Genomic DNA, 14199 nt, shown 5'->3' with positions numbered 1-14199 from the left:
TTTGCCGTTTTTTACGGAGAAGCACCATGTCCGGGCGCGCGCCTTACTACATCACGACGCCGATCTATTACGTGAACGACGCCCCGCATGTCGGCCACGCCTACACGACGATCGCCTGCGACGTGCTGGCCCGCTTCAAGCGGCTGGACGGGTTTGATGTGAAATTCCTCACTGGCACCGACGAGCACGGGCAGAAGGTGCAGAAATCGGCGGAGAATTTCGGCACCACGCCCCAGGCGCTGGCCGACAAGAATTCCCAGAATTTCCGCGATCTGGCGGCCCTGCTGAATATCAGCAACACCGATTTCATCCGCACCACCGAACCGCGCCACATCAAGGCCGTGCAGGCCGTCTGGCAGAAGCTGCTGGATAATGGTGACATCTATCTGGGTAGCTACAAGGGCTGGTACTCCGTCCGCGACGAGGCCTATTACGGTGAGGATGAGTTGACGGAGCGCAATGGCCAGCGCTTCGCCCCCACCGGCGCCCCGGTGGAATGGGTGGAGGAGCCGAGCTATTTCTTCAAGCTGGCGTCCTATGGCGAAAAGCTGCTGAAGCTTTATGAGGAACAGCCGGATTTCATCATGCCGTCCGGCAAGCGGTCGGAAGTGATCAGCTTCGTCAAGACCGGTCTGCGCGACCTCTCGGTCAGCCGCACCACCTTCGATTGGGGGGTGAAGGTGCCGGGCGATGAAAAGCATGTGATGTATGTCTGGCTGGATGCGCTGGTGAATTACATCACCGCCATCGGCTATCCCGACACGGGCGAGGGCACGGATTTTGCCCGATATTGGCCGGCCGACCTGCATATGGTGGGCAAAGATATTCTGCGTTTCCACACCGTCTATTGGCCGGCCTTCCTGATGGCCGCCGGCCTGCCGCTGCCGCGCCGTGTGTTCGCCCATGGCTGGTGGACCGTGGAAGGCGAAAAAATGTCCAAGTCGCTGGGCAATGTGGTGAAGCCGCAGGAATTGCTGGACACCTATGGTCTGGACCAGACCCGCTATTTCCTGCTGCGTGAAATCCCCTTCGGCAATGATGGCGATTTCTCCAAGCGCGCCATGATGCAGCGGATCAATGGCGAATTGGCCAATGACTACGGGAACCTGTGCCAGCGCGTGCTGTCCATGATCCAGAAATATCATGAAGGCAAGGTGCCCCAGCCGGATGCGCTGACAGAAGCCGACAACACGCTGCTGGGTGCTGCTGCCGGTATGCTGGATAGCGTGCGGGCAGAACTGAACAACCAGGCCTTCAACAAGGCGCTGGATGCCATCTGGCGCGTGGTCGGCGATGCCAACCGTTATGTCGATGAAATGGCCCCCTGGACGCTGCGCAAGACCGATCAGGTCCGCCTGGGCACCGTGCTCTATAATCTGGCCGATGTGATCCGCCAGTTGGCGATCATGACCCAGCCCTTCATGCCCGACAGCAGCGCCCGCATTCTGGATCAACTGGTGGTTCCGGCCGATCAGCGTGGCTTTGGCGATCTGCTGACCGCCAAGCTGGTGCCCGGTACGCCGCTGCCCGCCCCGCAGCCGGCCTTCCCGCGCTATGTGGCGCCGGAGGGGGAGGAGGCCAAGTGATGCTGGTCGACAGCCATTGCCATCTGGATTTCCCGGATTTCGCGCCGGAGCGCGATGCCGTGGTGCAGCGCGCCCGCGATGCGGGCGTTGGCTTGATGCTTTCCATCTGCACCCATGTCAGCAAATTCGGGCAAGTGCTTGATGTTGCTCAATCCTATCCCGATGTTTATTGCACCTTGGGCATCCATCCGCATCAGGCGGCGGAGGAATTTGCCCTTTGCGATGTTGAAAAACTGATCGAACTGGCCAGGGAAAATCCCAAGGTGGTCGGCATCGGTGAAACCGGCCTGGATTATTTCTACGATAAGAGCCCGCGCGACATTCAGCAGGAAGCGTTCCGGCGCCATATCCGGGTGTGCCTGGAAACCGACCTGCCGATCATCGTCCATACCCGCGATGCGGATGAGGACACCATCCGCATCCTGCGGGAAGAGGGGCAGGGGCGGCTGCGCGGGTTGCTGCATTGCTTCAGCTCTGGCCGGCAACTGGCTGAAGAAGCGCTGGAATTGGGCTTCTATATCTCCTTATCCGGCATCGTGACCTTCAAGAAGTCGGAGGATTTGCGCGCCATTGCCGCCGATGTGCCGCTGGATCGCATTCTGGTGGAAACCGATGCGCCCTATTTGGCCCCGGTGCCGATGCGTGGCAAGCGGAACGAGCCGGCCTTCGTTGCCCACACCGCCCGCCATGTGGCGGAGGTGAAGGGCGTTGCTGAGGCCGAACTGGCACGGGTGACGACGGCGAATTTCCAGCGTCTGTTCACCAAGGTGCCCGCCGTCGCCCTGTCGCTGGCGGCGTGACGGCGGGGGAAAAAGGGGCGGCCATGCGTGTCACCATTCTGGGCTGCGGTGGCTCTTCCGGTGTGCCGTTGATCGGCAATGTCTGGGGCAAGGCCGATCCAGCCAACCCGCGCAATCGCCGCCGCCGCCCCTCCATCCTGGTGGAGAATGCGTCCACCGCCATTCTGGTCGATACCGGACCGGATTTGCGCGAACAGTTGGTGGATGCCGGGGTGCAGCATCTGGATGGCGTGCTTTATACCCATGCCCATGCCGACCATGCCCATGGCATTGATGATCTGCGGGCCATCAACTGGCTGACCGGCAAAGCGCTGGATGTTCATGCCGATGCCGACACGCTGGCGATCCTGAGCCAGCGGTTCGATTACTGTTTCAAGCCATTGCCACCGGGTGGCAATATCTATGCGCGGCCGGTGCTCACACCACACATCATCAATGAACCGTTTCGCATTGGTTCCATTGATATAATTCCCTTTGTGCAGGATCATGGCCATTCCAATAGCCTTGGTTTTCGCTTCGGGCGCATCGCCTATTCCACCGATGTGGTGCGCTTGAGTGACGAGGCATTCGAGATTCTGGAAGGGGTGGACACCTGGATTGTGGATTGTGTGCGGCTGGAGCCGCCACATCCGGTTCACGCCCATTGGGATATTACGCGCGCCTGGATCGAACGGTTGCGGCCCAAGCGCGCCATTCTGACCCATATGAACCATATGATGGATTACGACACGCTGTGCAGCCTGTTGCCGGATGGTGTGGAACCCGCCTATGATGGCATGGTGATTGAGGTTATCTGAGCGTCAGATCAAAGGGATATCCTGCAATGTTAAACGTCGCTCTTATCGGCTACGGCTATGCGGGACAGACCTTTCATGCCCCGTTGATTGCAGCGACGCCCGGCCTTGAACTGGCAGCTATTGTCTCCAGCAATGCAGAGAAGGTGAGGGGGCATTGGCCGGATGTGACGGTGTTGCCGACACCGGAGCAGGCCTTTGACGCCGCTGACATTGACCTGATCGTCATCGCCACGCCCAACGATACCCATGCCAACCTTGCCGGCCGGGCGCTGGCCGCCGGCAAGCATGTGGTGGTGGATAAGCCGTTCACCGTGGATCTGGCTGATGCCAAACGGCTGGCCACGCAGGCAAAGCACTGCGGCCGGATTTTATCTATTTTCCATAATCGCCGCTGGGACGGTGATTTCCTCACCCTGAAGCGGTTGATCAATGCCGGGGAACTGGGGCGCGTCACCCAGTTTGAAAGCCATTTCGATCGGTTCCGTCCGGCAGTGCGTGACCGCTGGCGGGAAAAGCCGGGGCCCGGTGCCGGCCTCTGGTACGATCTGGGACCGCATGTCATTGATCAAGCGCTCTGCCTGTTCGGGCGGCCGCAATCTATTTACGCTGATATCGGCACCCAGCGTGCCGGCGACGGGGCACCGGATTATTTCCATGCGCTGCTGCGCTATGCCGATGGTCTGCGGGTCATCCTGCATGGTTCCATGCTGACACCGGCCAGCGGCCTGCGCTTTGCCGTACATGGCGACAAGGCCAGCTTCATCAGCCATGGGCTGGACAGCCAGGAGGACGCGCTGAAGGCTGGCCGGCAGCCGGGCGGTGATGGCTGGGGCGCGGCCTATCAGCCGCCATCCATGACCAGCGTTGCCGAGGATGGCAGCCTGTCGAACCGGACGGTCAGCGCCGAACGCGGCAATTATCTGCGGTATTTCGCAAAGCTGCGGGACGCCATTCTGCATGGTGCGGACAATCCCGTTCGGCCCGAAGAAGCCATTCAGGTGATGGAACTCATTGAGAATGGTCAGCGGGCCGCTGACCAGAAGCGGGAAATTTCCCTGAGCTAAACGGGTTTTATGCCGCGCCGCTATCTTTAATTTCCATAATCTTCCTTATCGCGTATTAAGAATATTTTCGTATATAGAGTATTTTTACCTATTTCCTGCTGCTGGAATGACCGCCTGCAACGGGCTAAGGTCCAAACTGCCGTCAACGACCGGAACCTGATCCATGTCCAACAATCTTTCCCGCCTGCTGGATATCATGGCGAAATTGCGTGATCCCGATGGTGGGTGCCCTTGGGATTTGGAGCAGGATTTCGCCACCATCGCCCCCCACACGATTGAAGAAGCCTATGAGGTGGCAGACGCCATCCAGTCCGGCGACATGATGGCGGTGAAGGACGAGTTGGGCGACCTGCTGTTTCAGAGCGTCTTTTATGCCCAGATGGGCAAGGAACGCGGCCTGTTCGATTTTGACGCCATTGCCGGCCATATCGCCGACAAGATGATACGCCGCCACCCCCATGTTTTCGGTGAGGTGAATGTGGCGACGGCGGATGATCAGGTCCGCCACTGGGAGGAACTGAAGGCGCGGGAACGCGCCGAGAAGGCCGCCGCCAGCGGCAAGCCACCCTCCGCGCTGGACGGGGTGATTGCCGGTCTGCCCGCACTGACCCGTGCGATAAAGCTGCAAAAACGTGCCGCCCGTGTCGGGTTCGACTGGACCCGCGCCGAGGAAATCCTGGACAAGATCGAGGAGGAAATCGGCGAATTGCGGGTGGAGATCACGGCCGCCACCCCGACCAAGGAACGGATGCAGGATGAGTTGGGCGATCTGCTGTTCGCCCTGGTCAATTTGGCCCGCCGCCTGGATATCGATCCGGAAACCGCCCTGCGCGGCACCAATGCCAAGTTTGATCGCCGCTTCCGGCAGGTGGAAGCCGGCCTTGCCGCCCAGGGCCGCAGCCCGGCAGAGGCCAGCCTGGAAGAAATGGAAGCCCTGTGGGTGGATGCCAAGCGCCGTGAACGCCCGGATAACGCCTGAACGCTTGAAGGAACAACGCCATGAACCACCCTGCCCCCGCCCACCGGCCCAATATCGTGCTGATTACCGGTGCCACTGGTGAGTTTGGTGCCGCCTTTGCCCGCCGTTTCGCCGCCATCGGCTCCAAACTGATCCTGACGGCCCGCAAGCCGGAAAAGCTGCGTCCCCTGCTGGATACGCTGGATGTGCCGGTGCATGTGCTGGAACTGGATGTGCGGGACCGCAAGACGGTTGAAGCGGCGTTGGCCGCCCTGCCCGCCGAATTCAAGGATATCGATCTGCTGATCAATAATGCCGGGCTGGCCCTGGGTGCCGAGCCCGCGCATAAGGCCAATCTGGATGATTGGGAAGTGATGATCGATACCAACGACAAGGCGCTGGCCATCATCACCGGACTGGTCCTGCCCGGCATGGTGGAACGCGGGCGCGGCCATGTCATCAATATCAGCTCGATCGCCGGCAGCTACCCTTATCCCGGCGGCCATGTCTATTGTGCGTCAAAGGCTTTCGTCACGCAGTTCAGTCTGGCCCTGAAGGCCGATCTGATCGGCACGGGCGTGCGCGTCACCTGCATCGAACCCGGCATGGTCGAAACCAGCTTCAGCCTGGTGCGCTTCAAGGGGGATGCGGAACGGGCCGCCAAGGTCTATGCCGACACGGTGCCGCTGACGGCTGAAGATGTCGCTGAATCAGTTTATTGGGCGGCAACCTTACCGGCACATTTCAATGTCAACCGGCTGGAGATCATGCCCACCACCCAGGGGCCGGGCGTTTTGGCCGTGCATCGCACGCCGAAGTCTTGAGCCTGATGAAAGAACAGCGCGGGCCTGATCGCCCACGCTGAATTTAAGTTTCAGGAAAAATGAAATCGCGCAGGTCGGACCAGGTGGCAGGATCAGGTGCCATCAGCAACCCACCATCCACATCGGCGGCGCGATAGGGTGTGCCGTCGAATTTGGCGACATGGCCGCCCGCTTCGCCATAGGCCAGGGTGCCAGCGGCATGGTCCCACGGCATGATGCGGTTATACATGGCGAACTGGCCGATACCGGTCAGCAGGTTCAGATAATCATGCGCCGCGCAGAACAGCCGATAGGTATCGGCGAAATGCGGGCGCAGCTTATCAAGCCGCTGGCGTTCCTCCAGCGCAAAGAACTTGGTGGACAGCGAGCCCTGCATCTGCGGGATCGGCGCTGCCGGCTTGGCCGTCAAGCGCTGGCCCGCCATCCAGGCGCCCTCCCCCACCTCCACCATCGCCATCCGGTCGCCCACCGGATCGTAAATCCAGCCGGCCGTCGCCTGTCCACCTTGGGACAGGGCCAGCAACAGGCCGAACACCGGCTTGCCATGGGCGAAATTGTGGGTGCCATCCACCGGATCGATGATCCAGGCCGGCTCTGCGGCATGGGCCAGATGCCGCACCAGGGCGGGGTCGGCGGCGCACGCCTCCTCCCCCACCACGATGGAACCGGGCAGCAGGTCGCGCAACCGTGCCGTCAGCACCCTTTCGGATGCCTCATCCGCCACCGTCACCAGATCGCCGGGGTTCTTTTCCCGGATGTCGCTGGATTGCAGGTTACGGAAACGCGGCATGATTTCCGTGGCCGCGACATCCCGCAGGATGGCGGCCACGGCATCCATATCAACGCGGGCATGGGCCGTCAGGGAAGCCATGGCTGCCGCCCCTCCTGCCTGGCTTCCCGTGCAGAGACCTGACCGGGGCCAAGCTGCGCCTTATAGGGGAAGCGCCCCTCAAACCGCGCCAGATCGGCCGGCTCCAGCCCGACGCGCAAGCGGATATGCTCCTCCTGATCGTCACGTTCCAGAACCTCGCCCTTTTCATAAAGCCAAGCCATGGCGGCGCCATCGTCTGGCGGCAGAACAAAATCCACCACCTCCCGCCCGGCCACCATGCGGCGGTCAATGGCGTTGAACAGCGTGTCGATGCCATCGCCGGTCAGGGCTGAAATGGCGATGCCGCCGGTACGCCGGGCCTGCCGCAACAGGGTGGATTGATCCTCCTCCCCCAGCCGGTCCAGCTTGTTCAGCACCTCCATCACCCGCTCGTCGCTCTCCGCCTCAATCCCCATATCGCGCAGCACCGCTTCCACATCGGCCTTTTGCGCCCCCGTATCGGGATGCGACACGTCGCGGACATGCAGGATGATGTCGGCGGCCATCACCTCTTCCAGGGTGGCACGGAACGCCTCCACCAGACCATGCGGCAGGTCGGAAATGAAGCCCACCGTGTCGGACAGGATGATCTTGCGGTTCGACGGCAGGGTGATCGACCGCATGGTCGGGTCCAGCGTGGCGAACAGCAGATCCTTGGCGAACACATCCGCCCCGGCCATGCGGTTGAACAGGGTGCTTTTGCCGGCATTGGTATAACCGACCAGCGCCACCACCGGATAAGGCACCTTTTCGCGCGCCTTGCGGTGCAGGCCACGGGTGCGGCGCACCTCGTCCAGTTCCGCCTTCAGCTTGACGATGCGGTCGCTGATCAGCCGGCGGTCCATTTCGATCTGGCTTTCACCGGGACCACCCAGGAAGCCGAAACCGCCGCGCTGGCGTTCCAAGTGGGTCCAGGAACGGACAAGGCGGGACCGCTGATAGGTCAGCGCCGCCAGTTCCACCTGAAGCTGACCTTCACGGGTACGGGCGCGCTTGCCGAAAATTTCCAGGATCAGGCCCGTGCGGTCGATGACCTTGGCCTTCCAGTCCCGTTCCAGATTGCGCTGCTGGATGGGCGTCAGGGCATGGTTTACGATGACAAGGCCGATCTCTTCCGCCGCAATCGCCGCCCCCACCTCTTCCACCGCACCGCTGCCGAATAGGGTGGCCGGTCGCGGGCGCATCGTGCGTACGATGCGCGACGCGGCAACCTCCACCTCAATGGCGGCGGCGAGGCCCACGGCCTCTTCCAGGCAGGATTCAGGTTCACGGGCACCATTTCGGTCCTCTGGCAGGACCGGGTGCAGAACGAAGGCGCGGGTGGAAGACCCGCGCGCTTCGAGGTTACCCAACTCAGTCGTGGTCATTCTCCTTCGCCGGCGGGTCGAACAGTTGAATCGGATGCGCCGGCATCACGGTCGAGATGGCGTGCTTGTAAACGAGCTGGGAATGCGCGTCACGCCGCAACAGGACCGAAAAATTGTCGAACCAGGTGATGATGCCCTGCAGCTTCACACCGTTGACCAGGAACACGGTCACCGGGGTCTTGCTTTTACGGACATGGTTGAGGAAGACGTCCTGAACGTTTTGGGATTTTTCAGACATTGGAGCAGCCTCGCTTATGCTCAGTTTATTGGGGCACCCTGGTGGGTACCCGACTACATCGACATGATGCCAGTGTCCGGCAGTTTACCGGTCCATCCCAGCATCGCCAGATATGGTATCATCAAATGTAATAACCAAGGATGAAATAGCCGCACAGCTATCCAGCCTTAACGCAGGGGGAAAATGCCGCAACCCCTCCCCCCCTGCCGGCGTATGGCCGACCAGAATGGGGACGCAGCCGGTATGGTGGGCGCATTCCATATCAACATCCGCATCGCCGATGAACCAGACATCCGGCCCCGGTTCGATCCCCGTCCCGGCCAGCGCCATGGTCACCGGGGCCGGATCGGGCTTGTCGGCGGCGGCATCATTTGCACCCACCAGGGCGGCGGTAAAGTAGCCGGTCCAGCCCAGAACCTCCGCCTCCCGCCGCAGGAAACGGCCGGTTTTGTTGCTGACCACGCCCAGCACCACGCCCCTTTGCTGCAGCAGCGCCAGCAATTCCGTCGCACCGGGCAGCACATCCAGATAATTCAGATGATGCTTTTCGAAATGGGCATAGAAAATGTCGCGCGCGCGCGGCCATTCTTCCCCGAAGATCAGCGGAAAACTGTCGCGCAGGCTGTGGCGCACCCGTTCATAGCTTTCTTCCAGCGTCCAGAGCGGCAGGCCGAAATCAGCCAGGGCCGCATTGATGGAGGCATGGATACAACGCCAATTGGTAACCAATGTATTGTCCCAATCGAACAGAACGGCGCGCGGCAACCGGGTAGGGGCCTGTGGCGGGGTGACATTATGGCTCATCATTGCCCCTTCAGCAGCGGGTCGGCAGTACCGACTTGATCGAAGTGGACGCTGCGATCCTCACCCTGCACATGGACTTGGTCATGCAGCAGGTAGCGGCCATTGACATAAACGATGCGTGGCATGGTGGCAGGTTCCAGGGATGAAAGTTGAACCAGATGTCGCGCGTCCGGTCCAGCACGGTCAAGGGTCGGAAACGTCATTGCGGCATTTGCCTCGCTGCCATTACGCACGTGACAAGAATGACGACGCTTGTCACGAGCTTCATGACAACACAATGAAGAGATTCTGGTACATCCAGCAATACTGATTACGCCAGTGTTGCGAAATTTTACAAAAAAACTGCCGATCTATCTCACATTCTTCCAATTAACCCACAGCATCCATTGTAAAGGAAAAGCTTTATTCGAAGAACCGGTCGGCGCATTGATCGCGTGATGCTAGCCATTACCGCGGAACACTGGAAGTACCAAAAAACATTCTGGTGCTCTCATCCATCTGGTGTTTGGAGGACTGATCGCCCCAATGGTTCATGCGGGAGAACAAGGCGACCCACGCTTAACGAGTATAAATTATCTTTATTCCACTTTATTTCACATAATTTATTATAATAACGTATTAAACGAATATTCTATTATCATTAATTATTTTTAATGATAAACCTTCTAGTTTTTGGTTTTTTTCGTACTTATTTAATATACTAATGGTGGTGGCCAAATCGAGCGTGCGCTCCTTTTGAGGGCCAAAACCAGAAACAAAACCATAAAGGATCTTCGAACATGGCAACCCTGATAACAATCAACGTAACGAACAACAGTCCAACTCAACAAAACATGTTTTTCTTTCAGCAGCCCTCTATATATGTAGGAGGATCGAAAGTATACTCAAATAGCATTTTCACCTCTCCTCTATCTCCGTCTGCAAGTTCTGGTGCTGTTTTAACATTTCAGATTCTATTACAACATTATGCGGCGGTCCAGCAGCAAGTTTCTCCGCCGATAGTTGGACAGCCTTCAGGATACAGTTCCGCGATACAAGCGATCGACTTGGCCCCGGCCGATGGCGGGGCGCCTACGCTGGACACAACATACATGACCGTAAACCCACTGGGCTTATCGCCGCCCGTGAACTCCAGCGGCCCGCAGCCAGGGACGTTCCGTATTGTCACCCCGTCCTACGACCCAATTCTCGCCAAATACAACGCAGGCTCAGGTGTGCGTACGTCGACGGGTGGTGTTATCCTCTCCAACTTCGTAACCGCTGAACCGGGAAAAAACCTGGATTGTCAACCAATCTTGAAATTTTATGTCCAAACTGGCACCTACACGCCCGGTTCTGTCATGAATTTCACACAGTCGTCTATCAATGCCGCACTGTGCGACGCCACCTCTGGCTTTACGACATTCAACGTGACCTACAATCCGAACGGCACCTGGTCTGTGGTACCCTACGCCCTGGCCCGCGCTGCCAACGGCGAACGTGTGCTCATTTCCGCCGTGGAGGCGAACAACGCCACTATTCTGAACGAAGCTGGGACGGGGTCTGTTTCCTTGGGATATTGCGCCAACTTCAATGCACCGGAGGTGACAGTGCAAAACCTGACCAACCCGGCGGCAGTCATCGTGAATCACGAGTACCAGGTGGGGCCGAACGGAGGTCCGTTCGTGGGTCGGATATGCGTTGCAAAAAACGGTAATACGGCCATTTTCGCCTAAACACTTGGCCGACCGACCAAGAGTGGCGATGTCGCCTCCGGACCTTGGGTCCGGAGGCGATTTTCACAACCCGCGCCAAGAGTGCTGGACCAGCGGAGCTGAACAATCGGGCGGAGCGGCGGCTGATGCCGCCGAAGTCGGTAAATGCTGACGAGTCAGAATTTACCGACACTGGTATGATCTGGCAATTAGCGTCGATACTTCCGCCGTACATCTGGCAGGAGTGTAGTAGCGGTCAACCTGGGTGCTGCTGGGCTGGCGGTGGCTGCGGGAGCGGAGTTCCAGCTCCTGGTATCCAACGATGCCCTTTTTCCGCCAACCCCAATCAGGCGATTGGGCGCCCGTTATCGATCAGGTTGAACGCAAATTGCGGCTGCTTAACAACTTATGACCAGCCCGGTCAGAAGAATTCAAGCCTTACGGCGAACATCTTCTCAACCTTCTTCACCTGTCCAACCTCCGCCAGGATAATCACCCGGTCATTGGGTTTGATGACGGTAGAGGGGCGCGGAATAATCACCTCCTGCCCGCGCACAATGGCGCCGACAATGATGCCGGCCGGCATCTTGATATCCTTCAGCGGCATATTGATCAGGGTGGAGGTTTCCAACGCCTCCGCCTCGATCACCTCGGCGAAATTCTCCCGCAGGGCGTGGACGGCCTTGATCCGCCCGCGCCGTACATGCTGCAGGATCGATGAGACGGTGATGGAACGCGGGCTGACCACCGCGTCAATGCCCAGCGGCTGCACCAGCGGCTGGAAGGTCGTCTTGTTGATCAGGGTGATGGCGCGCTGGCAGCCATGGCGCTTGGCCAGCAGGCTGGCCAGGATATTGCCTTCATCGCTGTTGGAGACGGCGACGATGGTTTCCGATGCGCTGATATTGGCCTCTTCCAGAATGGCCGGGTCCAGCCCGTCGCCATGCAGCACCATGGTGCGGCCCAGTTTCTGGGCCACCTGGGTGGCCCGGCGGCGGTCGATTTCAATGATGCGGGCGGAAACACCGGGGTGTTTGGCCTCAATTTCTTCCGCCAGACAGAGGCCAATATTGCCACCACCGACAATCACCACCCGCCGCGCCTCCCGCTCCTCATGGCCAAAGGCGGCCATGGCGCGGGGGACATGCTTGGTGTCGGCCACAAAATAAACCTCGTCACCGGCCAGCATCTGGTCATTGCCACCGGGGATGAACTGCTGGTCACCCCGGATGATGGCCACCACCTCGATGGACAGGTCGGGGAACAGGCCGGTCAACTGGCGCAGCGGCGTATTGATGATCGGGCAGTTCTGCGAACAGACCACCCCGATTACCCGCACCAGCCCATCGGCCAGCGGGATCATGTCAAAGGCACCCGGCACTTGCAGGCGACGGGACACGGCCCGCGCCACCTCAATCTCAGGCGAGATGATGACATCGATGGGCAGATGCCCACGCGAAAACAGGTCGGCCCAGATCGGTTGCAGATAGGATTGGTGGCGGACGCGGGCAATCTTGGTTGGTACGTTGAACAGGCTGGCCGCCACCTGGCAGGCGACCATATTCACCTCATCCGCCAGGGTGACGGCGATGATCATGTCGGCATCCGCAGCGCCCGCCGCCTCCAGCACATTGGGGTGGGAAGCAAAGCCCACCATCGCCTGCACTTCCAGCTGGTCGCTGATCTTCTGGATCAGTTCCTGTGACTGGTCGATGACGGTGACATGGTTGCCCTCCGATGCCAGATAGCGGGCAATGTTGGAGCCAACCTGACCGGCGCCGCAGACGATGACCTTCATGGGCTTACTCCACGATCAGTTTGGAACCATGGACACCCAGCGACTTCAGCTTGCGGTGCAGGGCTGACCGCTCCATGCCAACAAAGCTGGCGGTGCGGGAGATGTTACCACCGAAGCGTGTCACCTGGGCCAACAGATATTCGCGTTCAAAAACTTCACGCGCCTCCCGCAGCGGCAGGCCCATGATCTCCCCGCCCTTCTCCCATTTCAGCACCGTCGGCGTGATGGCGCCGATTTCCGGCGGCAGCATGTCGGCGCGGATCGGTTCCGAGGCATCGCCGGACGCCATGATCAGCAGCCATTCCACCGTATTGCGCAACTGGCGCACATTGCCCGGCCAGTCATAGGCCTGAAGTGCTGCCATGGCATCCTCGCCAAAGACGCGGATGGGCAGGCCGGCGGATTCCGACGTGCGCTGCATGAAATGGCGGGCCAGCAGGGGTATATCCTCCCGCCGTTCGCGCAGGGCCGGCATTTTCAGCGGCACGACGGAAAGACGGTAGAACAGATCCTGCCGGAAGCGGCCCTGTTCGATTTCCGCCGTCAGGTCGCGGTTGGTGCTGGCGATGACGCGGACATCCACCTCCACCCGGGAGGTGCCGCCCACCCGCTCGAACGTCTGTTCCTGCAGCACCCGCACGATCTTGCCCTGGGTTTCCAGCGGCATGTCGGCCACTTCATCCAGATAGAGCGTGCCGCCATGGGCCTGTTCAAAGGTACCCACCTTGCGCCCGCCACCCTCGCTGGCATGTTCGGTGCCGAACAGCTCCACCTCCAGCCGGTCGGGCCGCATAGTGGCGCAGTTCAGCGCCACGAACGGCCCGTCGGCCCGGCGCGACCGGGCGTGCAGCATCCGGGCGGCCACTTCCTTGCCGCTGCCCGGCGGGCCGGAAACCAGCACCCGGCTGCCGGTGGGGGCCACCTTTTCAATGGAATGGCGCATCTGGTTGATCGGCAGCGACCGGCCGATCAGGTCCAGTTCCACGCCCGTGCGCAGGCGCAGTTCCCGATTTTCCCGCTTCAGCCGGGCCGCCTCGATGGCACGTTCCACCAGCAGCAGCAGCCGGTCGGCCTTGAACGGCTTTTCGATGAAATCATAGGCGCCGGATTTGATGGCTGAGACCGCCGTTTCAATATTGCCATGGCCGGAAATCATCACCACCGGCACATCCGGATGGTCACGTTTCAGTTCCGCCAGGATCTGCAGGCCATCCAGCCGGCTGCCCTGCAGCCAGATATCCAGGATCACCAGGCTGGGGCGGCGCTGTGCCACGGCGGCCAGGGCCTGATCGGCATCCGCCGCTTCGCGGGTGCCCATGCCTTCATCCTCCAGGATGCCGGCAATCAGCATACGAATATCGGCTTCGTCATCGACGATGAGAATGTCGTGCATTTTTC

The 14199-nt window shown here is 60.1% G+C and carries 14 protein-coding genes; 7 read left to right on the top strand and 7 right to left on the bottom strand.

The annotated features are described in order from the left end of the window. Nucleotides 1-26: 26 nt before the first annotated feature. The 6 genes from metG (at nt 27) to PCJ49_RS04650 (ending at nt 6029) form a co-directional block, all read left to right on the top strand. Nucleotides 27-1586: a methionine--tRNA ligase gene (gene metG, locus PCJ49_RS04675; protein ID WP_269909951.1), complete on the top strand. Its 1560-nt coding sequence runs from the start codon at nt 27-29 to the stop codon at nt 1584-1586. After that, on the top strand, nt 1586-2386 hold the full coding sequence (locus tag PCJ49_RS04670) for a TatD family hydrolase (protein ID WP_269909950.1): 801 nt from the start codon (nt 1586-1588) through the stop codon (nt 2384-2386). The genes metG and PCJ49_RS04670 overlap by 1 nt, the downstream gene beginning before the upstream one ends. A 23-nt stretch (nt 2387-2409) precedes the next feature. Further along, entirely contained in the window at nt 2410-3183 is a 774-nt protein-coding gene (locus PCJ49_RS04665) for an MBL fold metallo-hydrolase (RefSeq protein ID WP_269909949.1), read from the top strand. Between the two features lie 26 nt (nt 3184-3209). Beyond that, nucleotides 3210-4247, top strand: a complete 1038-nt coding sequence (locus PCJ49_RS04660; RefSeq protein WP_269909948.1) for an oxidoreductase — start codon at nt 3210-3212, stop codon at nt 4245-4247. A 163-nt stretch (nt 4248-4410) separates the two neighbouring features. After that, nucleotides 4411-5226: a nucleoside triphosphate pyrophosphohydrolase gene (gene mazG, locus PCJ49_RS04655; protein WP_269909947.1), complete on the top strand. Its 816-nt coding sequence runs from the start codon at nt 4411-4413 to the stop codon at nt 5224-5226. A 20-nt stretch (nt 5227-5246) separates the two neighbouring features. Beyond that, on the top strand, nt 5247-6029 hold the full coding sequence (locus PCJ49_RS04650; RefSeq protein ID WP_269909946.1) for an SDR family NAD(P)-dependent oxidoreductase: 783 nt from the start codon (nt 5247-5249) through the stop codon (nt 6027-6029). Between the two features lie 43 nt (nt 6030-6072). On the opposite strand, the gene PCJ49_RS04645 is transcribed toward PCJ49_RS04650, so the two are convergent. The 5 genes from PCJ49_RS04645 to PCJ49_RS04625 all read right to left on the bottom strand — a co-directional run bounded on the left by PCJ49_RS04645 (nt 6073) and on the right by PCJ49_RS04625 (nt 9434). Then, a complete protein-coding gene (locus PCJ49_RS04645; protein WP_269909945.1) occupies nt 6073-6900 on the bottom strand; it encodes an inositol monophosphatase in 828 nt (275 codons plus the stop codon). Next, complete coding sequence (gene hflX, locus PCJ49_RS04640; protein ID WP_269909944.1) at nt 6888-8267, bottom strand: GTPase HflX; 1380 nt, start codon at nt 8265-8267, stop codon at nt 6888-6890. The genes PCJ49_RS04645 and hflX overlap by 13 nt, the downstream gene beginning before the upstream one ends. After that, a complete protein-coding gene (gene hfq, locus PCJ49_RS04635) occupies nt 8254-8505 on the bottom strand; it encodes an RNA chaperone Hfq (protein ID WP_029014379.1) in 252 nt (83 codons plus the stop codon). The genes hflX and hfq overlap by 14 nt, the downstream gene beginning before the upstream one ends. Nucleotides 8506-8589: 84 nt before the next feature. Continuing rightward, complete coding sequence (locus PCJ49_RS04630; RefSeq protein ID WP_269909943.1) at nt 8590-9312, bottom strand: HAD family hydrolase; 723 nt, start codon at nt 9310-9312, stop codon at nt 8590-8592. Then, entirely contained in the window at nt 9309-9434 is a 126-nt protein-coding gene (locus PCJ49_RS04625; protein WP_269909942.1) for a hypothetical protein, read from the bottom strand. The genes PCJ49_RS04630 and PCJ49_RS04625 overlap by 4 nt, the downstream gene beginning before the upstream one ends. 654 nt (nt 9435-10088) lie before the next feature. Between PCJ49_RS04625 and PCJ49_RS04620 the strand changes: the two genes are divergently transcribed. Next, nucleotides 10089-11024 carry a hypothetical protein gene (locus tag PCJ49_RS04620; RefSeq protein WP_269909941.1) on the top strand — a complete coding sequence of 312 codons (936 nt, stop codon included), beginning with the start codon at nt 10089-10091 and terminating at the stop codon, nt 11022-11024. A gap of 400 nt (nt 11025-11424) precedes the next feature. Here PCJ49_RS04620 and trkA read toward each other — a convergent pair whose 3' ends face one another. After that, nucleotides 11425-12801, bottom strand: coding sequence for a Trk system potassium transporter TrkA (trkA, locus tag PCJ49_RS04615; protein WP_269909940.1), 1377 nt, complete (start codon nt 12799-12801; stop codon nt 11425-11427). Nucleotides 12802-12805: 4 nt separating this feature from the next. Beyond that, nucleotides 12806-14194: a sigma-54 dependent transcriptional regulator gene (locus PCJ49_RS04610; protein WP_089286813.1), complete on the bottom strand. Its 1389-nt coding sequence runs from the start codon at nt 14192-14194 to the stop codon at nt 12806-12808. Between the last annotated feature and the right edge of the window lie 5 nt (nt 14195-14199).

Source organism: Niveispirillum sp. BGYR6, from assembly GCF_027568365.1.
GTDB lineage: Bacteria > Pseudomonadota > Alphaproteobacteria > Azospirillales > Azospirillaceae > Niveispirillum.
The sequence above is the reverse complement of the archived record's forward strand: the minus strand, read 5'-3'. Positions and strand labels throughout refer to the sequence as shown.

Coding starts and splice junctions, on each gene's coding strand:
- metG (WP_269909951.1), top strand. CDS start 27: ATGTCCGGGCGCGCGCCTTACTACATCACGACGCCGATCTATTACGTG.
- PCJ49_RS04670 (WP_269909950.1), top strand. CDS start 1,586: ATGCTGGTCGACAGCCATTGCCATCTGGATTTCCCGGATTTCGCGCCG.
- PCJ49_RS04665 (WP_269909949.1), top strand. CDS start 2,410: ATGCGTGTCACCATTCTGGGCTGCGGTGGCTCTTCCGGTGTGCCGTTG.
- PCJ49_RS04660 (WP_269909948.1), top strand. CDS start 3,210: ATGTTAAACGTCGCTCTTATCGGCTACGGCTATGCGGGACAGACCTTT.
- mazG (WP_269909947.1), top strand. CDS start 4,411: ATGTCCAACAATCTTTCCCGCCTGCTGGATATCATGGCGAAATTGCGT.
- PCJ49_RS04650 (WP_269909946.1), top strand. CDS start 5,247: ATGAACCACCCTGCCCCCGCCCACCGGCCCAATATCGTGCTGATTACC.
- PCJ49_RS04645 (WP_269909945.1), bottom strand. CDS start 6,900: ATGGCTTCCCTGACGGCCCATGCCCGCGTTGATATGGATGCCGTGGCC.
- hflX (WP_269909944.1), bottom strand. CDS start 8,267: ATGACCACGACTGAGTTGGGTAACCTCGAAGCGCGCGGGTCTTCCACC.
- hfq (WP_029014379.1), bottom strand. CDS start 8,505: ATGTCTGAAAAATCCCAAAACGTTCAGGACGTCTTCCTCAACCATGTC.
- PCJ49_RS04630 (WP_269909943.1), bottom strand. CDS start 9,312: ATGATGAGCCATAATGTCACCCCGCCACAGGCCCCTACCCGGTTGCCG.
- PCJ49_RS04625 (WP_269909942.1), bottom strand. CDS start 9,434: ATGCCACGCATCGTTTATGTCAATGGCCGCTACCTGCTGCATGACCAA.
- PCJ49_RS04620 (WP_269909941.1), top strand. CDS start 10,089: ATGGCAACCCTGATAACAATCAACGTAACGAACAACAGTCCAACTCAA.
- trkA (WP_269909940.1), bottom strand. CDS start 12,801: ATGAAGGTCATCGTCTGCGGCGCCGGTCAGGTTGGCTCCAACATTGCC.
- PCJ49_RS04610 (WP_089286813.1), bottom strand. CDS start 14,194: ATGCACGACATTCTCATCGTCGATGACGAAGCCGATATTCGTATGCTG.